General features: G+C 57.5%; 9 protein-coding genes. 8 read left to right on the forward strand and 1 reads right to left on the reverse strand.

Translation table 11 applies throughout. From position 1 onward, the window contains the following. The first annotated feature begins 8 nt into the window (after nt 1-8). The 4 genes from HK26_RS02750 (at nt 9) to HK26_RS02765 (ending at nt 6,678) form a co-directional block, all read left to right on the forward strand. Entirely contained in the window at nt 9-2,732 is a 2,724-nt protein-coding gene (locus tag HK26_RS02750) for an aminotransferase class I/II-fold pyridoxal phosphate-dependent enzyme (RefSeq protein ID WP_086638396.1), read from the forward strand. Between the two features lie 94 nt (nt 2,733-2,826). After that, nucleotides 2,827-4,515 carry an aspartate-alanine antiporter gene (gene aspT / locus HK26_RS02755; protein ID WP_086638397.1) on the forward strand — a complete coding sequence of 563 codons (1,689 nt, stop codon included), beginning with the start codon at nt 2,827-2,829 and terminating at the stop codon, nt 4,513-4,515. A 335-nt stretch (nt 4,516-4,850) separates the two neighbouring features. Further along, nucleotides 4,851-6,128 (forward strand): MFS transporter, encoded by a 1,278-nt coding sequence (locus tag HK26_RS02760; RefSeq protein WP_086638398.1) that lies wholly within the window; start codon nt 4,851-4,853, stop codon nt 6,126-6,128. A gap of 178 nt (nt 6,129-6,306) precedes the next feature. Continuing rightward, nucleotides 6,307-6,678, forward strand: a complete 372-nt coding sequence (locus HK26_RS02765) for an HdeA/HdeB family chaperone (protein WP_086638399.1) — start codon at nt 6,307-6,309, stop codon at nt 6,676-6,678. 214 nt (nt 6,679-6,892) lie between these two features. Here the strand turns inward: HK26_RS02765 and HK26_RS02770 are convergent, their stop codons facing one another. After that, entirely contained in the window at nt 6,893-16,180 is a 9,288-nt protein-coding gene (locus HK26_RS02770; RefSeq protein WP_086638400.1) for a DUF4347 domain-containing protein, read from the reverse strand. Between the two features lie 307 nt (nt 16,181-16,487). Between HK26_RS02770 and HK26_RS02775 the strand changes: the two genes are divergently transcribed. The 4 genes from HK26_RS02775 (at nt 16,488) to HK26_RS02790 (ending at nt 22,628) form a co-directional block, all read left to right on the forward strand. After that, the gene (locus tag HK26_RS02775; protein WP_086638405.1) at nt 16,488-18,116 is read left to right on the forward strand and encodes a TolC family protein; all 1,629 of its coding nucleotides are present in this window, start codon (nt 16,488-16,490) and stop codon (nt 18,114-18,116) included. 126 nt (nt 18,117-18,242) lie between these two features. After that, nucleotides 18,243-19,133 carry an efflux RND transporter periplasmic adaptor subunit gene (locus HK26_RS02780; RefSeq protein ID WP_257640829.1) on the forward strand — a complete coding sequence of 297 codons (891 nt, stop codon included), beginning with the start codon at nt 18,243-18,245 and terminating at the stop codon, nt 19,131-19,133. Between the two features lie 82 nt (nt 19,134-19,215). Then, complete coding sequence (locus HK26_RS02785; protein WP_257640830.1) at nt 19,216-20,487, forward strand: efflux RND transporter periplasmic adaptor subunit; 1,272 nt, start codon at nt 19,216-19,218, stop codon at nt 20,485-20,487. Then, a complete protein-coding gene (locus HK26_RS02790) occupies nt 20,472-22,628 on the forward strand; it encodes a hypothetical protein (protein WP_257640831.1) in 2,157 nt (718 codons plus the stop codon). Before HK26_RS02785 ends, HK26_RS02790 begins: the two co-directional genes overlap by 16 nt. Nucleotides 22,629-22,772: the final 144 nt, after the last annotated feature.

Consider the following 22,772-nt stretch of genomic DNA (forward strand, 5'->3'; position numbering starts at 1 on the left):
AAACTTCCATGTCTTCCAGCACATCTTGCGACCAGCCCTCACGTTCGCTTATCAGCGCCTCTCTGGCAACGCCCGCCCTGCGCGCGGACCGCTGGCTGGCGGTTCTGGACCTTGCACGCAAATGGTCGGCAGCCAACGGCGCAGACATTAAAAAAAATCTCTCCGCAGCACTGGCCAAACTGGATGAGATTGAACGGTTTTTTGCTTATCCCGGCGCGCAGCTTCTTGAACGGCTCAAAAGCTTTCTGGGCGAGGATGACAACAGGGCCTTCCTGCGGCTGGCCCAGCGTATTTCAACCACCATTGTCTCGCGCAAATACCACCGGGATGCCGCATCATGGAACATGGATGACCATGATGACGAACCGCTCAACCGCCTGCCGCAGGCCATAACCCACCTTAAAAACACGCCCTATTTTGAGGTGCTGAGCGTTGTGCCGCATGCGCCCTCGCGCTGGCCGCTTATTCAGGAAGAAGCACGCGGCGTGCGCCGCCCCGAGGACGATTTTATCTACCAGCCGGTTATTGTCGGCAACGCGCAGGACGCCCTGACGGGAATCCTGCTCAACCCCGATATCGGGGCGGTTGTCCTGTACGAAGGGCTTGCAGCCCAAAGTGCGGTAGAAAACCCCCTACTGGCAGCCTTGCAGAGCATTATCGACTTCTCAACCGTGGGGGATGATGAAGCACTGGTGCTGCAACTGGCACAGGCGATTAAAAAAATCCGCCCGGAAATGGACATCTACCTGCTAAGCGACAGAAACATTGAAGCGCTGGCAGGCAGGCCCGAAAGCCGCTTTTTCAACCGCATTTTCTACCAGATGGAAGAGCCGCTGGAGCTGCACCTGTCCATTCTGGAAGGAATTCGCAACCGGTACAGAACGCCGTTTTTTGACAACCTCAAGCGCTATGCACAGCGCCCCATTGCCACCTTCCATGCCCTGCCCATAGCGCGCGGCAAGTCGGTCTTTACGTCCAACTGGATCAGCGACATGGGCGAGTTCTACGGCCCCAACCTGTTCCTGGCCGAAAGCTCCGCCACAACCGGCGGGCTGGACAGCCTGCTGGAGCCGACCGGCAACATTAAAGACGCGCAGGCCATGGCAGCGCAGGCCTTTGGGGCGGAACACGCCTTTTTTGTCACCAATGGCACCTCCACCAGCAACAAGATGGTGCTCCAAGCCCTGCTGGCTCCGGGCGACATTGTTATTCTCGACCGCAACTGCCACAAATCCCACCATTACGGGTGCGTGCTGGCCGGGGCGCAGCCTTATTATGTGGAGGCCTTCCCGCTGGTGGAATACTCCATGTATGGCGGGGTGCCGCTGCGCACGATCAAGCAGGCGCTGCTGGCCCTTAAAGCCCACGGTGACCTTGCCCGCGTTAAAATGGTGGACCTGACCAACTGCACGTTTGACGGCCATGTGTATGACACCCGCCGGGTTATGGAAGAATGCCTTGCCATTAAACCCGACCTGATCTTTTTGTGGGATGAGGCATGGTTCGGCTTTGCCCACTGGTCGCCCCTGCTGCGCCAGCGCACGGCCATGGGGGCTGCTGCCAACCTGACCGAATACCTTGCAAGCCCGCAGGCTCAGGCCGCATGGGACAGGCAGGCAGACGCACTGGGGGACACCCCCGGTGATGAAACCCTGCTGAACACCCGGCTGGTGCCAGACCCACGCGCCGTGCGGCTGCGGGTGTACCAGACCAACTCCGTGCATAAATCCATGTCAGCCCTGCGTCAGGGCTCCATTGTACTGGTCAAGGATGTGGACTTTGACCATGTGGAATCCCAGTTCCATGAGGCTGTGTTCACGCATGCCTCAACCAGCCCCAACCTCCAGATCATTGCATCGCTGGATGTTGCCCGCAGGCAGATGCAACTTGAAGGCTACGGGCTGGTCAGCAATGCCTTGCAGATTGCGCTGGAAATTCGCAAACAGATCAACAGCCACCCGCTGATTTCCAAATACTTCCGTGTGCTCAACAACGCGGAAATGATCCCCGACACGTTCCGCACTTCGGGGCTGGCCGATTACAATGACCCCGCCCTGAGCTGGGATAAAGCGCTCCAGTCCATCAAGAATGACGAGTTCCTGCTGGACCCCACACGCATGACCCTGTCATGCGGGGCGGCAGGCTTTGATGGCACGACGTTCAAAAACATTCTGGCTGACAAGTTCAACATCCAGCTCAACAAAACATCACGTAACAGCGTTCTGCTGCAATCCAACATCAACAACAACCGCTCCGATATTGCCTTGCTGATCCGTGTTCTGGTGGACATCGCAACCGATATTGAGAAAAAACTCCTTGATAATGACGATGGATATCAGAAATCCTTCGCAAGCAAGGTGCATGAACTGGTGGACGATCTGCCCGATCTGCCCAACTTCAGCCATTTTGATGACCGCTACCGCGACCAGCCCAACGCCAGCACCCTGCACGGGGATATCCGCCGCGCCTTTTATGATGCGTATAATGAAGCAGAGTGCGAATACATACCGCTGGACAGCCCCGAAATTGCCCAGCGCCTGCAATCCGGCCCGGCTCTTGTGTCCGCCAACTTTGTTATTCCCTACCCGCCGGGCTTCCCCATTATGGTGCCGGGGCAGGTGATTACCCAAGGTATTGTGGACTTTATGCGCAAGCTGGATGTGAAGGAGATCCACGGCTTTAACAAAGCTCTGGGCCTTAAACTGCTCAAGCGTGTTCAAACCAAAAGCTGAACAGCCTTCTGCTCCGCTCCCGCACCAGACGTGCGGGAGCATTTTTTTGCACAGACCCGGCAAGACTGTCACTTACGGGTAAAGGAGCTTACACATGACAGTGCACTGGATTGCGGAGACGCTACGCGGCTCTCCTGAACTTGCGATCTTTCTGACACTGGCGATCGGCTTCTGGGTCGGGTCGCTCAAATTCGGCAGTTTCAGCCTTGGGGCTGTCACAGGCACATTGCTGGCCGGGGTGCTGGTTGGCCAGTTGGACATTGCCATTTCTCCCCAGGTCAAATCCGTCTTTTTCATCATGTTCCTTTTTGCCGTGGGCTTTGGTGTGGGGCCGCAGTTTGTGCGGGGCATTGCCAATGATGGTCTGCCGCAGGCCATTTTTGCCGTCATCATCTCCTTTTTATGTCTGGGGTGCGTGTATATAGCCGCCATTGCATCGGGCTATGGGCCGGGCATGGCCGAGGGCCTGCTGGCGGGGTCGCAGACCATTTCCGCCTCCATCGGGCTTGCAACCGACGCCATCAACCGCAGTGGCCTGTCGGCGGAGCATGCGCAGGCCGAACTGAACGCCATACCCGTAGCCTATGCAGTCACCTATCTGTTCGGCACGGTGGGTACGGGCTGGATACTGGCTTTTCTCGGCCCCAAGCTGTTGCGCATCAATCTGGCGCAGGAATGCGAGCGCTATGAGCGCGACATGAACATCCGCCCCATGGATGGCGGCGCCAACACAGCCTGGCACAGCTACATCGTGCGCGCCTACAAGCTGAAAACTGCTGGGCTCATTGCTGGAAAAACCGTGGAAGATGCGGAAAAATCGCAAGAGACCCGCATTTTTCTGGAAAATCTGCGCCGGGATGGAAAAATCATCCCCTTTGACAACACCACCCTCCTGCGCGAGGGCGATATTGTTGCCGTCTCCGGCCCGCATGAAGCCCTGGTCTACTGGTCCAACCATGCCGAGGAGATTGCCGATCAGGAGCTGATAGAAATTCCCGTGGAAACGGTGGATGTTGTCGTCACCAGCAAAAAGCTGAACGGTAAGCGCCTGATTGACCTGTCCACAGCCCCTTACGCCCGCGGCATTTACATTAACGCCATCCGTCGGGGGTCCATGAATGTGGACATTCCCGTGCTCTCCCAGACCGCCATTAACCGGGGCGACATTATCAACATTACCGGCAGCCGCAGGCACGTGGCCGATGTTATCAAAAATGTGGGTTATGCGGACCGCCCGACCAATGTCACCAGCATGGTGCTGGTAGGTGGGGGTATTTTTGTGGGTGGGCTGCTTGGCTCGCTCGTGCTGCCTATTGGGGGGGTGCCTATTACCCTCTCCTCCTCCGGTGGGGCGCTGATCGCGGGGCTTATTCTGGGCTGGCTGCGCGGAGTTACGCCAAAGCTGGGCAATGTGCCCTCCGCCTCCGTATGGTTCATGAACACGGTCGGGCTGAACATCTTTATTGCGGTTGTCGGTATTTCCGCCGGGCCAACCTTTATCAAAGGTCTGGAGCAGGCTGGGGTGAGCGTGTTCTTCTGGGGTGTGTTTGCAAGTGCTCTGCCCATGCTGCTCGCCCCCCTGATTGGCAAATACATCTTCCGCTTTGACCCTGCAATCAATCTGGGCTGCTGCGGGGGCGCACGCACCAGCACGGCATCGGTCGCCATGGTGGCCGATGTTGCCAAGAGCAACGTGCCGATGCTGGGCTACACAGTGCCTTATGCGGTGAGCAATACCTTGCTGACCATGTGGGGGCTGGTGATTGTGCTGCTCCTCTCCTGAGCACACAGTCCAGCTCAAACGCCGTGTAAACACCACGGCAACACCCGGCGGGCAGCACCTTTGCCCGCCAATCCAATGGCTATCTGGCCCTGAACCACCGTGCCGCCATAAGCCGCTTGCGGCCCCGCACTAGCCAGATACCGCGCGAAAAATCCCCCAAAAACATGGATCGCCGCCCGTGCCGTAGCAAGGGCGCGCACCAGTCCCCCCCAAAGTGGGGGATGCACGCACAGCCCATGAGGCCCGCGTGCAATAGCTTGTAAAAAACCGGGAAATCCTTTTTATAAACCCGCAACAAATGACTTATTTTAAATATGCATTAACGGAATGACCGCATGCCACCGGCCCCGCAACCCGCGCCTTCCTGCCCGCAAAAACCAACAACCGGCAACCAGAAGGCCTATGTTGTCGCGTGGTTTTTGTGTCTGGTATTTTACTGGTTGCAATACTCCACCCGCTCCGCCCCCAGCGTTATGGTGGGTGAACTGGTCTCGGCCTTTGGGCTGACAACCGTGGGGTTGGGGTCCCTGCTGGGGCTGTATTATTACACCTATTCCCTATGCTCCATTATCTCCGGTGCGGCGGTGGACAGATGGGGGGCCAAATACACCATTGCCTTTGGCGCACTGGTGCTGGCCACCGGCACATGCCTGTTTGGCTGGGGGAACGAATGGCTGGCAGCCCTTGGCCGCCTGATGCAGGGCGCAGGCTCGGCCTTTGCCTTTGTGGGGGCTGTGTACCTGGCCGCACGCGGTTTTTCCAAACAGCATCTGGCCACGGCTGTGGGGGTTACCCAATGCGCTGGCATGCTGGGGGGCGCCATGGGCCAGTCAACCGTAGCATGGTTGATTCATGATGTTATAAACTGGCATTTTTTCTGGATTGATACGGGTGGCATGATTGCCATTGTCGCCGTTTTTATATTTTTCCTCACTCCGTCCGAGCGCAAGGCGGGTGCCACGAGCACGCACCCCGCGGGCTCCATGTTTGCGCCTTACAGGAGTGTGCTCTCCAACCCGCAGTCCTATTTGTGCGGCCTGTGTTCGGGCCTGCTGTTCTTGCCCACAACCGTTGGCAGCATGACATGGGGCATCAGCTTTTTAACCCAGAGCTGGCACATTGGGTACCATGAGGCCGTTATGCGTGCCGCCATGGTGCCGGTTGGCTGGATGGTAGGCTGCCCCGCTCTGGGCTACCTGACTGACCGCATAGGCCGCCGAAAGCCCGTTCTGCTCGGGGGCATTACGGTTATGGCGCTCAGTGTGGCCGCCATTATTTACCTGCCGGGCAACACCTTCCCGCCCTATGTTCTGGCGTTTGTGCTGGGGGTGGCCTCCGGTGCCGCGATGATCCCCTACTCCATTATCAAGGAAGTCAATGCCGATGAGGTAAAGGGGAGCGCCACGGGGGCCATCAATTTTCTGGTGTTTGTCATGAGCGCCATTGTATCGCCCCTGTTTGCCGCCTTTTTGCAGCATCTGGGCCACGGGCAACCCTTAACGGGGGTGCAGTTCACACAGGCCTTCAGCTTTGGGCTGGCGGGCATTGTACTGGCCGGGGTGCTAACCCTGTTCCTGCGGGAAACAGGGCCGGGCGGCAAACCCAGTCGCTAAATGTATTATTCCAGTATTTACATATGAAAATTAAATCAATTTCTGGCACAACATCCCGGACTTATACGTCAAACCCCGCCCTGCATTATGAGCATAGAGATTTTTCAGCATAAATATGCCATAGGGCGTCCATAACAAAGCGAACTTAGGCATATTAGCCGCCATAAGGAAAAGAACCATGATGCTACGGAATATCACCGTAAAAACCGTTTTTCTTTTAAGCATTGCGCTATTTGTCCCGCATCCTGCAAAAGCCGAAAGCAATGTTATTGGGCTTGGCAATTTTCTGTGCGAGAAATACCTGAAGCTGCTGGACATCAACCCGCGCTCGGATGAAAAATTCATGGCATGGGCTCAAGGGTACATCAGTGGTCTTAGCAATGACCTGATGCAGAGCAACCCCAACATCAACACCAACGACTTTGTCAGCAACATGACCTATGGGTCGGAAAAAATAAAACAGGCCTGCATAGAAAACCCGGAATCCAAGTTCTACACGGCAGTAGAAACGGCTTTTCATGATATTGAAAAACATCAGGGCAACGAATAACGCTGCCCGCACCGTTTTCAACCTGATTCACAGCACCCGTACACCCCCGTGAATAACCCTGTGGATAATGTGTATAAACTCCACCGGGGCTAACACTTCTCCCCCATAAACGCCCAATACCCGCAGCCTCAGCGGGTCTGCGCGCATGGGGGTCTCTACTGGACAGCAAGCGCCAGATATCCCCCTGCACAAACAAAGGGAGGGAGCGCAGAGGTTAAAACGCCCTTCTATCCAGCAGTTCACGCGCAGCCCGGCTGTGGGCCATGCTGCCCATACCGCGCAACTGGCTGCGCAGGGCGGGCTTACCCGCCGTAGGAGTTGGCACAGTGTGGACCGCCACATCCGGCAGGGGTGCAAACAACAGGGCCGATGCACTGTGTTGCAGGTTATCCATGCTTGCATGAATAGCCCGCGGCGTTTCACTCACATCCACCATCTCTGTCAGGTTGGTCTTGTGGCCCACCACAACATGAACATCCACCTGAGCCTGATGGCCGAACATGTCATGGCCAACAACCTTCAGGTCCATCGTGCCGCCCAATATCTCGTTCGGTGGGGTGCCATTGAACACCCGGCCCACGGAATTGAACGACATCCAGTTAGGCAGCGGGCTGCCATCCGCCATGGAAGCCTGTAGTTCCATCTGACTTTCGGTGCCGTTGGGCGTGATGAACGCCCCCATTGGCACCTCCATTCCCGATTCCGCATCTGTGCTGACAAAGCGGTACACAGACGACCCCTGCACCCATGTTTGATGTGCCGCAGACACGCTACGCTCAAACGGGGACACAAAAACCGTTTCAATCGCGTTTGAGGCAAGGGCCAGCCCGCTGGGGTTCCCACTTTGCATCACACCTGGCAGAGATGGCAGGCCATGAGGGCGCGCATCCGGTATAAAAGTGTGCAGCATGACCGCTGTATGCGAGAGCGTACCGGTGGGGTCATGCATCATGGTGCTGACATCCACCCCCGCGCTCACCAGACCGTTCGCCAGCGGCGAACCGCTTTCAATCAAAGCAGCTCCAAGCCGTCCGGGTATGCCCGCATAGCCGGACACGGGCAAAAAGCTCAACTGCGTATTGCGTGGCAGCACCAACGCGGATGTGGGAGAAACCGTGGTGGGGTCAAGCTTTGTCCATGTTTTGCCACCATCGCTGGAATAGACCCAGCTCCCTTGGGTTTTGGGGTTTGCCCCATCGCTGATAATGGCCACCCCAACCAACGTATTGGCAACAGAACCCGTCGGATTGGTAGCCGAACGCTGCTGGTCCGCCTGATCCGAGAATGTCGGGTCAAACAGTTTGCCAACCGTCTGGTTGTATGGGTGCGCGGGATCTACCTCCCCGGGCATGACAAGCGCCACCGAGCCAGAGGCAACAGGCGCATCATTAACGGCCGCAATCACTGTGGTGAGCGGCACAGAAGCAACACTCAGGGCTGTGTTCCCTCCGGTGTGGGACACATCAACCCCGGTCTGCGCTATGCTGCTGGTTGCAAGGTCCGCCCCGGTTACGGATACGCCCTGAGCGTTATGGTACAACGGCACATCGGTTGAGCTATCGATCAGCGTTGCGGTCAACCCGCCGGGCTGGCCATTAAAGTTGGCCGCAGGCACAAACGCGATCTGTGTAGAGGCAGATAGCACCAGCGCGTTCGTGGTGGACACATTTTGGGGTACATCCACCCAGCTTTTTCCGCCATCGGTCGAGTACTGCCAATGCCCCTGCTCGGGTGTTGCCTGGTCCGACGTAAGAGCCACCCCGGCCAACGTGTTGGCCACCGAGCCCGTGGGGTTGTTGGCGGAATGCTGCTGATCGGCCACATCGAAGAATGTGGGGCCAAACAAGGTGCCAATGGACTGCGCGGGGGCTGTTGTATCTTCCCTACCTGCCAGCGGAGGAAGAGCGCCTGTGGCCACGGGCGCATTGTTGTTGGCCGTCACATGCAGGTCCAGCGTTTCCGCCGCACTGGAGTACGCTGCACCAGCGGTGTTGATGCCAGCACCCAACGTGCCGACCGCTGGCAATGCAGACGTGCTCCCGTTGGCAGCACCATCCGACTGGTCCCACGCCCTGAAGGTAAGGGCGTTGCTGATTGTACCGTTCCAGTTGGACTGGGTGGGCTGGAAATAAATCCGGTTCTGCCCGGTGGAATCCGCAACCAGATGCAGCGCATTCCCCCCGCCCGGTGGCGTTGTAGCACCGTTACCTGCAAAGGCGGTCCATGTTTTGCCCCCATCTGTGGTGTACAGCCATGTGCCAATGGAGCGGGTTGTTGTGCCATCGGGCTGGCCTGCGGTTGTCTGGGCATCGGTAATGGCAATGCCCGGCGTACGTCCCTGCCCCGCGGTTGCCTGTGTCAGGTTTGCTCCATCGGGGTCCGTAACATTACCCGGCCCCCCCGTTGCGGTATTCAGCCCAACCAGATCGGAGACTGCGGTACCCGCCCCCATGCCCGGATTAACGCGCGTTGCCACATCGCGCTCTGCGGTGCTGAGCGAAACAGGAATGGACGGGTCCAGCACGGGGGAGTTGTCAGCCGCCAGAACCGTTATGGTGCCATTCGTCAGCACCGGATGGGTTGAATTGTTCTCGTACAGCGCGATCTGAACAGTATGTGCGCCTGCGGTCGGCTCGGCAGAGGTGTTGTAATAGGTCACCGCTTGGAGCGCCGCCTGCCACTGTGCCAGCGTTGTGGTGCCATCAGACGTTATTTTTAATGTCCCATCCGCACCCGTAGAGGTGCTCAACCCTTCCCCAGAAGGTATGGCAACCGCGAGCACATCCTCACCAGCCTGCCCGCCCGTAATCTTGATGACGGCCTGCTGGATGGAGGTGGGGCTGGCCCCGCCGGAGGCATCTTGCAGGCTCAGCCCCGGGTAAACCGCCACGGCGGTAGCGGGCAAAGACTGCGGATTATTCTGCTCCTGATACGATGTGGCAAAAGATGGAGGAGGAATATCCACCGCCGAGAACAGGGGTACGCTGGTAGCCGTGTTCAGGCCCTGTGGGCCGGACGTGGTGGGGTTGTTATCGCTCAGTGTTGCCCCAATAATGACCTTGCTTAACCCCGGATCACTGCTGCTGCCTGTGTAGGTATAGGTCAGGCCAGCAATCGTCTGGCCAATAAGGGCGGCGGTAGCATTGGCGGCAAAGGTGATTTGCAGCTTACCGCCCGCCTGAGCCAGCGTGCCAACGGCCTGACCATCGACCAGCACAGTCTGCCCGGACAGAACAACACCGGTTGCCCCTGTGCCCGAACCTGCAAAACTGTCTTCCACGCTGGCTGCGGGTGCATTGTTCACATAACGCTGCACGGTCAGCACTGTGCCGTTGTAGGAATCCCCCACCTGCCCTGTCTGGGACTGGGCAATAAGCTTATCAATTTCGGCATCTGCGACCGTCACAGAGCCACTACCCAAAGCAACAGGCTGACCATCGGCATTGCCCGTTACGGGGATTGCCTGCCCCCAGCCAACCGTGCCGCCGGATGTCAGGGTTGGGGCTGTATCTGGCACGGCATAGGCCATGTTCACATTGTTGATGACCAACCCACCCGTAGCGCTGTAGGTCGCTGCGGCCAGCGGAAGTGTGTCAGATGTGGCGGTGACTGCTCCATATCTGTTGGCAATCAGTGTTTCCTGCGCAGGCAGGCCTGCTGTCCCGGCAGTGGGTACGCTCACTGTCGCAATGTTTGTGGGGGTGCCATAAACCGCAACCAGTGCGGCGTAGCTGCCATCCGTCGCGTTTGTTGTGACATTCTGCACAAACGGTGTGCTGCCACTGCTCGGGGTCAGTTGCAGGGTCACCCCAAGCCCGGTGTCCAACCCGGCCTTATACGTGCTGGGGTCATTCCCCAGATTTTGCCACACATGGCCAGAAACCGCAGCCAGCCCCGTGGTTACACTGGTAGTATAGGTATCCACCCCAACAAGAGCACCAGACCCATCGCGGCTCTGAGTGACACCCCCTGTTGTGCTCCCCCCCTGCGTTACTCCCTTGAGCGACAACCATGTGGCGGTTGCAGTGCTTAAGGCCGCACCCTGAGTTTTGTCCGCCAACGCCACTGTGTAGGTGAACTGCTCGGTCGCACCTTTGGCAAGCGTCATTGTGCCTGTCATTGCGTTGGTGCTCATGGCAGGCGCGCCGCTGCTGGCCCCCGGTGCCACAATATAGAGGGAGCCGGGCACATAGCTCTCATTCTGTGCGGCCAGAGGGTCTGTGAGCGTTACGCCATAGGCTGTGGCCGTGCCGATGTTTTTAAGCGTTTCCGTGTAGGTGACAGTACCCGCAGCATAATCAATAGCCGAGACATCCTTGGTGAGCACCACCTTGGGCTCCAGCACTGCCTCGCTCACCTGCGCGGTGTTAGAGACATGGCTGCCGGAGCTGACCTGCAATTGCGATGTTATGTTTGTACCGCTGGTATTATCCGCACTGTTGTTAACAGTCGCCTGCATGTCCACTACGGCATAGACCGGAATAGCCTGCATGGCATTGTCCGCCACCGTGCCGAGATTGATGGTGAGCACACCGGTCGCAGGATTATAAAGATAATTGGAGCTGGACAGCCCAACCGTGGCCGCCGTGGTTTTAGCGTCTGCCAGACTGGACATGCTCGCCCGCAGGCCGGGTGTGGACATATCCAAGTTGGAGGCCGTGACTGCGTTATCGGGGCTGCCCAGCAACAGCTTGATGCTGCTCTGGTCCAGCGTCATGTTTTTGGGGAGCGTAAAGGTCAGGGTGACGTTGTCATTCTTCCCCTCCGGCACAGATGCAACACCATGCAGGCTTATAATATCCCCTGGCACCACATGCGCGCTGGACTGCGGGTTGCTCAGGCTGGGAGTGGCCCCTTCCGTGCCGTTGGACTCACCCACAATCCACAGGTCAGCACCCAGCTTAGCCACGGCCGGGGTGGCATTGCTCGTGCTGAAATTGCCTTGCATGGGTGTTGTGAGTGCTGAGGTTGTGCTGTTCGGCACGGAGGTATAAGTACCTGAATCAGCCACGCTTACGTTGGATTCTGCTGTAATATTACTGCTGACAGTGCCCATGACATAATACGTCAGCCTGCTGCCACTGGCCAGCCCGCCTGACTGTACTATGTCCTTTTGCATCTGGCTTAGGTCTGTATATGACTGACCATTATAATAATATCGGACATTATCCAGATTTTGCGATGTCGGATGAATCGCAATATCATAAGCTGGCACACTGGATGTGTTGTTGAGCGTGACCTTATAGGTCAGTGCCTCCCCACTATAGACAGATTCAGTGTTCGGCAGCGCTGTGGCTGTTGTTGGGTCGGTCGGGGTTGTCGTATTGGTTTTTTCCGCCGTAATTGTCTCGCTCAGGCTCGGGTCACGCTCGACCACCGTGTCGCTGGTACTCCCCTGATCCGGGGAGTAATGCAAGGTGGCTGTCAGGTTCCCGGTTTTACCATCCCCGCCCATGCTGGCGTAATTGGCAGCGTAGGTGAGCGTAATTGTACCCGCAGAAGCACCAGTGTTGGTCACACTTTTACCGAAGTCAAAGGTCAGCGTGCCATCACCATTATTCTGCACGCTGGGCGTGGCATCACTGCTAAGACCAGCCCCCGCCAGTGTAATGGTGCCGGAATTGCTGACATAGCTTACACCCGCAGGCAGGGTCACGGTCACCGTTACATCGTCACCCCCGTTGGTAAGCTTACCCTGCGGCACGGTCACGTTTATGGTTGTGGTGCGCCGCTCGCCTGCCACAACGGTATTATCGTTTGTGCTCCCCCCATTGAGCGATGCCGTGGCGTTGGCTGTATCCGTGCCAGATGTGTCGGTCACACCGTTTATGGTTGACCCGCTAACAGTCTGCGACAGCGTGGGAGACTGCGTGGTCATGGTCGCGGAATCGCTTATATCCGTGGCCACGCCGCCCAGTGGGACCGCATTGGTTACAAAGTTTGTGCCATTTGCAGTGTTGGTATAGCTGACCACATTGGCCGAAGCATTCAGGGTCGTATCCAGACTGGTCTCTTTGGGGAGGGTCACATCGTAAGCAATGCTCAGGCTGGCAACGCGCGTTACGGCACCGCTGGCGTCTTTGGTCTGGGCGGCCAGAACCTCCCCGGTTTTGCCTCCATTAACGCTCACCACGGTGGATAGGTCCAACCCGGTGGAGGAAAAATAGGCGCTGGTCTGCTCGGCTGTCAGGGCATAAACGCTGCCATCCGATGTTGTGATTGTCAGATTACTGGCAGGCTGGCTGCTGCCACCCACAGTTGGCGTGCTGCCTCGCACGACCAGATCATACATGCCGCCATCGCCGGTGTTGGTAACCGTAGTGACCACGCGCACGCTCTCGCCCCCCTGCACGCCGGTCACATTCAGGTTGTCCTGATCAACCAGCCCTGTCTGGTTCGGGTTCCCCCCCGCAGTAAAAATACTGCCGGTGCTGTTGGCATCGGCATAGTTTGTGGGTTTACCCGCACTGCCTGAGCCATCCACACTATAAGACACATCCGTGGCAGCAGCGTTACTGCTGTTGACCACCGAGACAATGCCGGTTTTAAGCTCCGCCTGTGGTGAGCCCACCTGCTCTTGCAAAATAACCGATGTTGCCTGCGTGGTGCCCTGACCATTGGTGAAGGTGGACTGCTCCTGATTGGTCATGAGCAGGCCGTTAGCAAACGGCGCATTGGTCGCCCGCACCGTGAACAGCAAAGAGACAGTCTTGGCGGTAGCCTCGGATACGTGGCTGCTGTCCGCGAGCTGGAAATCCACATCATTGAGCTGCGCGCTGGACGTCACCCGGTCAATACTCACCGTGGTGGGGGACGTGCTGGACAGCAGATACGTGCCTGCGTTAGCGCCACTGATATAGCTGCTATCCGGCTGCGCCTGTGCCACCTGATAGGTCGAACTGCCCGAGGCATTGGGGTCGCCTGTGGTGAACAAGGGCTCCGGCAGGTAAGAGGCCAGATCAAGCCCGTTAAACGTGCCGGTTTGCAGGGTATATGTCGCCTTGTACGTTACAAGGTCCCCCGCCTTGATGGGGGGAATAGCCTCACCGTCCTTAATCTCCACATTGTTCACACCCACCACGCTCAGGGTTGTCTTGCCCTGTGGCACAGAAAGGCTGGTGTGGGACGTGTCTGTCGCGGTTTCTGCCGTTGTGCCATTTACCAACACGGGTTGTGGCGTAGTGCCGGTGCCCAGCAGGTTTACTTTTGCAAAAACATCGGACGTCAGCGTATCCGCCTCGGTCACCGGATTGGCATTGACGTATTGTGGGTTAACCGTGGTGTAATAAACCAGCTGTCCACTGCCACCTGCAAGCATAAGAGCCGCCTTCAGGTCCTTGTCTGCAATGTTCAGGGTCATGGTGGTCGTGGTCTTGCCCGTGGCATCGGTAGACGTGGCCCAGATAAAATCCGGGTTGGTTGTGGCCTTGCCATCGGCATTGGTGCCCAGCTCAACCGTCTGCTGCACCCCCTTTGAATCCTTATAGGTAAAGACGGGTGTCATGGTGGTGGTGTTCAGCGTCTGCCCATCGCTGAGCGTGGCTGTAATGACCAGCCCACTGGAGCCATAATAATCCGAGTTCTCAACCAGAACGGTGTGTTTGATCACATCATTCGGCAATGCTGCGCCCGTACTATTCAGGCTGGTGTTGGTCACATCCTCCACTTTTTCCTGAATAGCAAAGGCCTTGGCGTCAAAACTGGTATTGCCCGAGCTGGTGCCAGACCCACTGACCGCAACCGGGGCCGCATGGTCGAGCGAGCCAACGGGAGCCGTCCAGTTATTGGCGCTGTAGCTGAACTTTAACGCATCCGTTTGTGTAGGTGCTACATTCCCGCTGCTCGCATCGGGCTGGAGAATACTATTGCCCGCAGCATCCGTAGACCCAACATAGGCCGGAATATCCAGCGTAACAGCACCCGTGGTGCTGGAAAGGCTCGTCGGCAGGGTTAAGGTCAGGGAGCCACCCGGCTGACCCGCAGTAACATGGGAGGCACTTGGCGTTAACGTCTGGGAGTTGCCCGCCGCATCAGTGTAGGTTATCTGCCCACCCGTGTAGATTACCTGATCTGGCAGCGTGACGGTCACGGTGGTGCCCGTAATTGCCGCACCAGCCGTGACAGGAGCCGGGTTGAGGGTAATCTGGTAATGCTCAGGATACCCCGGGCCTGTCGGGCTTTCATCCTCGCCCACGCTGGTCTGGACCTGAGAGGTCACGTCAAGCAGGTTAATCGAGACCTGACGCGTGGCGTCATCCCCCTGCACAGGGGCGGAACCACCGGTTACAGCCGAGTTCCCCAGCGCATACCCCCCCGCCACACCCAGAATGACGTTTTTGCCACTGGTGCTGCTTAACTGGCTGATGTGGGAAGAATCGCTCGCTTCCGTGCCAAAGGTCGCCACCATATTAATGGTGGGCTGCCCGGAGGTGTAGCTCCCAAACGGCAGGCTGGCGGCGTACATGGTATCGCCCGCCTTGAGCCCGGTGGGTGCCGCAGCCCATATGCCCTTGTAATACGCCCCAACCTGACCGGGGTGGCTCGCATCATCCCCCACCAGTGTAATGGCCTGTGTGGTCAGGGTCTGGATTGTGTTGCCGCTGCTATCCACCATAACAAGCGATTGCAGGGGCGTGCTCTGCTGGTCATTGCTGGGGGTAAAAATTTCCACATATGGGGAATAGCCAGTCGCACCACCGGTGTTTTTGAACTGTATCGTCTCCTTAAAAGACCCGCCCAGCAATGCAACATCGGTTTGGTCCGCACTACCCGTAAAGCTGACATCCGCCGTTGGGTTGGTGTCCAGCACATAATCGTACCCCGCCATGGCCGCGGCCGAGAACGGGTTCTCCACAGCGCTGGAGGTCATGCCTGCCGTCTGCTCGAGCGTCCAGTCCCCACCAAGCTGGGCCATGCCGGTCTTGTCGGTCGATGCGCCTATGTCCGCACCCGTCAGGGTGTGCAGGTCATCCACCAGAGCCTTGCCATCCACCCCTTGCCCGACATCACACCCCCAGAACAGAATCTGCCCGCCAGAGGCGAGTGAATCGCCCCAGCCGGTCACCTGTGCGCTGCTGGCCATAACAGTTGCCGCGTTAATGGTACTGTTGCCCAGCGTTACTTCGCCCGACTGCCCATAGGTTAGAAAATTGACTGATTGCAACTCATGCTGTTCAGACAAAACCTGAGAGACAAGGGCCATGCCGTCCCGGTCGGGGGAGACCACAACAACCCCGACCGTATCCGGCAGGGAGGCGGTCAGGGCTTGCCAGTCCGCCACGCGGGAATCAACAAAAACAACAGATGTCAGCGAATCTGACTTTGTGGTCGCATTATGCCCCTGTGCGTTTGCGGCCAGCGGCGTGTCCACAGCCGTATTCGTAACAGCGGCAACGGTCGTGCTCTCATGCTCGGCGCCCGGCTCATGGTTGTGGTCATGATGATGGGCCGTATGAGCAACGCTTCCGTCAAAAAGATAACGCTGTTCAAGAATAAGGCGCATTTTAACCACTCTCCAAAACACAAGACATAACCGGGGCAGATTTAAACAAAACAGCACTAAACCAATTGGCTATTTTTCATTTTTCGTATGAATTTATACTGTCAAAGCGAAAAATTGTTCTGCAACAATTATTTAATTTAACCTAACAAAAATAAAGTTAGATTAATTATGACATTGACGCAATGGTTAGAAGTGGGGCAATACTCCGGCCCCTTGCCTTTGCCCACATTGCATCTGTGCCGCGCAGGCTGTGCCCTGCCGCAATAAAATTGAACAGTTTTTAATAAAGAGCGGTTTTATTTCTAAAATGAGCAGACACAGTCTTTCGCACGCCCGACCCAGCCTTGCTCTCTCCTCCATGGCGGTTGGGCTGCTTTTACTGACATCCGCCTGTGGCGTGCGCCCCAAACCGCTGACACTGCACGACCATATTGCCCGTGCCGATGCAGATCGCGCAGCGGTGGAGGCGCATTATGTGCCACTTAAGGGCGACCTGACCCTTGGCACCGCAATCGCGCGTGCGCTCAAGTTCAATTACGATGCACAGGTCGCCAAGCTTGAGATCAACCAGCAGGAAAAGCAGGTTGATCTGTCTCTTATGCAGATGTTGCCCCATCTGGCCGCCGATGCAGGCTACACGCAGCGCAGCAACAACAATGCGGCGGAAAGCATAGATTGGTTTAGCAACCAGCGATCGCTCGATTACTCCTACTCCGAGCAGAAAGCCCACGGCGCAGGCGACATCAGCTTTTCATGGAACGTGATGGACGCCGGGATCAGCTATTTTTCCGCACGTCAGCAGTCCTACCGCGCTCTTGTTGCTGTTGAGCGACGGCGGCGCGCCATTAATGATCTGGTCAAGGCGGTTACCACCACCTACTGGGAGGCCGCAGCCGGGCAGGTCATGCTGCCCCGTCTGGAGCCGATTATCAAATCGGCGGAGACCATGCTGGCCGCCTCGCATAGTGCTGCGACGGACCACCTGCAATCGCCCCTGCTGCTTCTGGACTACCAGCAGAATATTATCCAGATTCTGGGGGATTTACGCCGCATCCGCGATGAGCTGGTGGGCGCTCGTATCCAGCTTGCCTCGTTTATTGATGTTCCGCAGGACATGCCCCTGCACCTGACCACCCTGCCACAGGCCGTGCAGCCCGTTGCCGAGCTGGACACACCAGCCCTTGAGCGTATGGGCCTGATTATGCGGCCTGAACTCCGCATGGAAGTCTACCAGCAAAAAATTGCCCGGCAGGATGTGTACAAAGAAATCCTGAAAATGATGCCGGGTATTGGCGCCATCGGTAACGGTAACTTTGATTCCAACGCCCTGCTGTACCACAACATCTGGGGGCAGATTGGTGTGCGTGGCACCATCAACCTGATCAACCTTATTCAGGGCCCGCAGGCAATCTCGGTTGCCAAAAGTGGTGTGCAGATTTCGGAAATTCGCCGTATGGCACTCAGTGTTGCCGTGTTGACACAGGTTAACCTGAGCATACAAAAATACCGCACATCGCTCGATGGGCTGCAAACTGCGCGTGAGATCAACACCGTCAGTCTGGATATGGAACGTCTGGCCAATGTGGCTGCAACTGCAGGCGCACAGTCCGAAGGGGACCGGGTGCGCCACCAGATGGCCGCTCTACTGGGGCAGTTGTCCTATAGCCGCGCTCTGGCACAGACCCATCAGGCTCTTGCCAATATCTACGCATCAATCGGGGTGGACCTTGTGCCCGCCACGGCCGATATTCAGGACCTTGACCACCTGACAGCACAGGTTGAACACTCCATAGCGGGGTGGCAGGCAGGCAAACTGCCCGATGTCAGCATAACAGACAATACGGGCGGAACAGGCACTACTCCCGCACCTGCGCCCACCACCGCGGACAAACCTGTGGCAATGGACCAGACACCAACGTCCTCCATACCCGGCTGAACACGTCCTCACCGCTCGAACGGGGGCATCCTCCCGTTCGAGCGGTTTTAAACCCTATCACCCCAACCGTTTTTCTCTTGGTTGTTCAGAAAAACAGTTTGTTTTACCTCAGTGTCTGGAATTCAGGTGGCTCTATATTCCTTTACCCCCATCCTTGCTGCGTCACTCCTTTCTGGCTTTATCCTGTCCACAGCACAGGCGGCACAGACAGGGCATGACCTGCCAGTCAGTCAAATTCAGGCTGCCCCAACTCCAGTTCCCTCCCTCACCCCGGCACAAGACCCGGGTGTGGCTCAACCGCTGGCGCAGGCACTCCCCGCACCCATGCAGGCTTTGGCGCCCACCGCACCCGGCACGCCAGAGGACCGCCCCGCAGTCCAGATTACCGCGCCCACAAACACCCAGATTAGTGCTGGCATGGCGGGACAACTGGTGGCGTTTCCTTTGCAGGATGGGGACAGGTTCAAGGCTGGGGATGTGCTGGCCCGCTTTCAGTGTTCACAGCAGGAAGCCACTCTTGCCCACGCCAGAGCGGAATATGTCAAACATCGGGGGCTGCTGGATGTGCAGACCCGCATGAAGGCACTTGGGCAATGGAGTGTGTCTGACCTGCATACCGCCGAGGCAGACCTGCAAGCCGCCAATGCCGACCTTAAAATGGCCTTGGCAGTGGTCGCGCAATGCACGATTGAGGCGCCCTTTAGTGGCCGTGTTTCCAACTTGATGGTGCATGACTACCAGTATCTCTCCCCCGGCACGCCAATGCTGGAAATTCTTGATGATTCAGCGCTCGAATTATCCATGCTCGTATCTTCCACAGCATTGCGCCACCTCCAGCCCGGAGCGACCTTTCAGGTCTGGATTCATGAAACAGATCGCACTTACGCGGCGCGTGTCACCCGCATTTCGGGCAAAGTGGACCCGGTCAGCAAAACCGTAAAAATTTACGCACAACTTGTACAGCCCGTCTCCGATCTGCTGCCCGGCATGACTGGCAGCGCTATTTTGAAAGATTAGAAGGCTGAACACCCCCCCTCCTACCGGACGCGACAACACGGCGCAGGATATTCGTCAGGCCGACCTGCTCCGGCTGTCTGGCGTGCTGGAATTATGCGCAAGACTTGGCGCATGCCCCGCTGATGAGCTGGATTTTGTTCTGCTCAATGAAAGTGCTGCACTGGTGCGTTACAGCCAGATGGCGCTCTACGAAAGTGCGGCAGGGCGCATAAAAGGCGTGTCTGGCGTTGCCGTTTTTGAATCCTCCGCCCCTTATGTCCGTTGGTTGGATGCCGTTTTCAAACACGTGGGAGATGCCCCAAACACCCCGCGTCCGCTCTCCCCCGCAGATCTGCCCGATGCCCTTGCCCGGCAATGGCCGCAATGGCTGGCAGCCTTTGCCATTATATTACCCCTCACCTGCCGCCATAGCCGCATGGGGCTGGCCCTTGTCGCGCGGGAAGAGGCGTGGACAGCAGCGGAAGTGCGCCTTCTGGGCATTCTTTGCAACACCTACACGCAGGCTCAGGTTCTGGCCACAATGCCCCGGCTACCTGCTCACCCCCACCGCACACGCCGGGGCTGGATGGTGGGGGCCGGGGTGTTTTTGCTGGCTGTCGCACTTTTCCCCGTTCATTCGTGGGTTCTTGCGCCTGCCGAGGTTGTTGCCGTGGACCCGGCCTATGTCCGCGCGCCCTTTGCGGGCATTGTGCGCCAGATTAACGTCCCGCCCAATGGAGCCGTTAGCGCAGGCACAAGCGTTGTCGAGCTTGAGCGGGGCGAACTGGAAAGCCAATATCAGGTTGCCAACAAGGCATGGCAGGTCGCTCGCACGGAATATGACGAGGCCGTGCAGGCCGGGATTTCCGACCCCAAGGCCCGCGCACAGGCTGCACAGTTACGCGGACGGATTGACGAGCAGGTCGCCCAGATGCGCTATCAGGCCGAGCAGTTGCAAAAAACCTCCATTCCCACGCCCATATCCGGCCTTGCACTCTATAATGACCCGTCAGAATGGGTCGGCCGCCCGGTCGAGGCGGGAGAGCGTATTCTCATGGTCGCTCCAGAGCTCTCCCACCGGATTGAAATTCGCCTGCCTGTGACCGAAATCGGTCATTTTGAAATCGGCTCCGCAGTGCGGTTTTTTGATAACGTACACCCCGACCACCCCGTGGATGGGCACCTTATTTTTGCCTCCTACGGCTCCAGCCTGACCTCCACCGGTACACTGGCCTACACCCTGCGCGCTGATATGGAACGAGATATGCGGATGGGCCTTAAAGGCACCGCACGCATTTATGGGCCACGCCACATGCTGCTCACATGGGCTTTGCGTAAACCTCTTAGCGTTCTGCGACAGTGGCTTTCGTTCTGAAACCCGAAGGCACCCCTCCCCCAGCTTCCCCCACGCCACCGGGCGCGGCCCAACCATGGCCCGCCCTGCGCGATGACCTGGAGCTACTGCGGGGGCCGGTTTTTGCCGGGGCACCCACGTGGACCCTCTATGACCCGGCCCGGCACCGCTATATCCGCCTGGGCTGGATGGAAATGGAAATTCTCCAGCGCTGGCAACTGGCGGATGCCCCCGCTATTGCCGCAGATATTGCAACCAACACCCCCCTGCGGCCAACGGTGCAGGATGTCTTATCCATGCGCACTTTTACCCGTCAGGCGGAGTTGACCACTGCCAGCCATGCGTCCGACAGCGCACATCTGGCGGCGCGCGCCAAACCGCCGGGCCTACTCAAATGGACCTTGCACCACTATCTGTTTTTTCGGATACGCCTGTGTAACCCAGACCGTTTTCTCGGGCAGTGTGCATCGCACATGCACTGGGTGTTTACACGCCGTTTCTGCAAAGTTCTGGTTTTGCTGATTCTTTGTGCGGCCATGCTGATTGCGCAGCAATGGGCCACATTCAGCCAAGGATTTGCGCGCCTTTTAACCCCTGAAGGCACATTGGGGGTCGCCTGCGCACTGGCACTGAGCAAAGTTATCCACGAGTTCGGCCATGGGCTTGCCGCCCGCTTTTACGGCTGCCGGGTGCCTGCAATGGGGGTCGCTTTTCTTGTACTCTGGCCCGTGTTGTGGACCGATACAACAGATGCATGGCGTTTACGCCGTGCGCGTGAAAGGCTGGTCATAGACTGCGCGGGCATGGGGGCCGAAATTACACTGGCAGCCTGTGCGTCCATTTTGTGGAGTATTCTGCCTGATGGCGCCCTGCGTGATGCTGTTTTTACACTCAGCAGTTCTACATGGATTCTAACACTTTCCATCAACCTTAGTCCGCTCATGCGCTTTGATGGGTACTATATTCTCTCTGACCTGCTTGGTATTCCCAACTTACAGGAGCGCGCCTTCGCATGGACACGCTGGCAGACCAGACAATTCCTGTTCGGCACTAACACGCCCCCGCCTGAGCCGTTCTCGCGCACGCGCGGGCGCATGCTCCTTGCTTATAGTGCTGCAAGCTGGCTCTACCGGTTTTTCCTGTTCACCGGCATTGCCCTTGTGGTTTATCACGCCGTGTTCCGAGCGCTGGGCGTATTGCTCATGGGCATAGAGCTTTGGGTGTTTCTGGCCCGCCCCATTTTGGGCGAAGCAGCACAATGGCTCAAACAAATGCGCTCCAACCACACACACTGGCGGGCACGCACCACTGCGGGCGTTGTTGTGCTGCTGGGTGTGCTTATGGCGGTGCCATGGAGCGGGCGGTTACGCGCACCAGCCTTACTCCGCGCCACTCAGCAGGCCGACCTGTACACAAATGGAACTGGCATTGCCACGGAAGTCCCTCATGAGCATATGTCTTTCAACAAGGGACAAATTATTCTGGCACTCCGCTCCACGGAACTGGAACATGATGCAGCCGTTGCCGCTGCGCGTCTGGTTGCCCTTAATGCCAGCCTGTCCGGGAGCGTGTTCGACCCCACACAAACCATGGCGCTCGATGACACGATAGAGCAGATTTCCCGTCAGGCTGCTGAGCAGGGGCGTATTCAAACGGCCTTATCTTTCCAGCAAATATCTGCTCCTTTTTCTGGTATTCTGGTTGATGTTCCTCCCGACCTTCATATTGGCGACACGCTGCACCACCACGAAAAAATCGGCACACTCATCAGCCATACCGGCGCCACCATAGAGGCTTATATTGGCGAACAGGACACGGATCGTTTTAAAGTCGGAGCGGCGGCAATTTTCTATCCCGACAGGGTGTCTTCTGCGCCGGTATATGCGCGCGTCACAGCGATTTCTGCTGCGTCTTTACCTGAACTGGACGCATCCGAGGTTGCCTCGGTCTATGGTGGCCACGTTCAGGCGCACAAAATACAGGACGATCGCTTACAACCCGACCGTGCCACATACAGGGTGACCCTTGAGCCAACCACGATAAAGAACGAGCCTGCACAACGCAGCACAGGGACAATCAGTATTCAAAGTCGCCCGTTATCCACGCTTGTGCGTATCTATCGTAAAACCATAGCCCTGTTTATGGGAGAAGCTGGTTTTTAGAGCGCAGTGTCCACAAGCTTATGCTCGGCCCTGTTGTCTGGCATAAGCCTCCCCACGCTCAAAGCGTGGAAGAACATTCCATTTATTTCCACTGCATTTCCTGCGCCCTTTTCCGGTCACAAAAAAACCCGCCTCAACGGGCGG

It is taken from the genome of Acetobacter okinawensis, from assembly GCF_002153655.1.
In the GTDB taxonomy this organism is placed as follows: Bacteria; Pseudomonadota; Alphaproteobacteria; order Acetobacterales; family Acetobacteraceae; genus Acetobacter; species Acetobacter okinawensis_A.

Bases quoted from the DNA above. Each gene is read 5' to 3' on its own strand.
- HK26_RS02750 (WP_086638396.1), top strand. From the start codon at position 9: ATGTCTTCCAGCACATCTTGCGACCAGCCCTCACGTTCGCTTATCAGC.
- aspT (WP_086638397.1), top strand. From the start codon at position 2,827: ATGACAGTGCACTGGATTGCGGAGACGCTACGCGGCTCTCCTGAACTT.
- HK26_RS02760 (WP_086638398.1), top strand. From the start codon at position 4,851: ATGCCACCGGCCCCGCAACCCGCGCCTTCCTGCCCGCAAAAACCAACA.
- HK26_RS02765 (WP_086638399.1), top strand. From the start codon at position 6,307: ATGATGCTACGGAATATCACCGTAAAAACCGTTTTTCTTTTAAGCATT.
- HK26_RS02770 (WP_086638400.1), bottom strand. From the start codon at position 16,180: ATGCGCCTTATTCTTGAACAGCGTTATCTTTTTGACGGAAGCGTTGCT.
- HK26_RS02775 (WP_086638405.1), top strand. From the start codon at position 16,488: ATGAGCAGACACAGTCTTTCGCACGCCCGACCCAGCCTTGCTCTCTCC.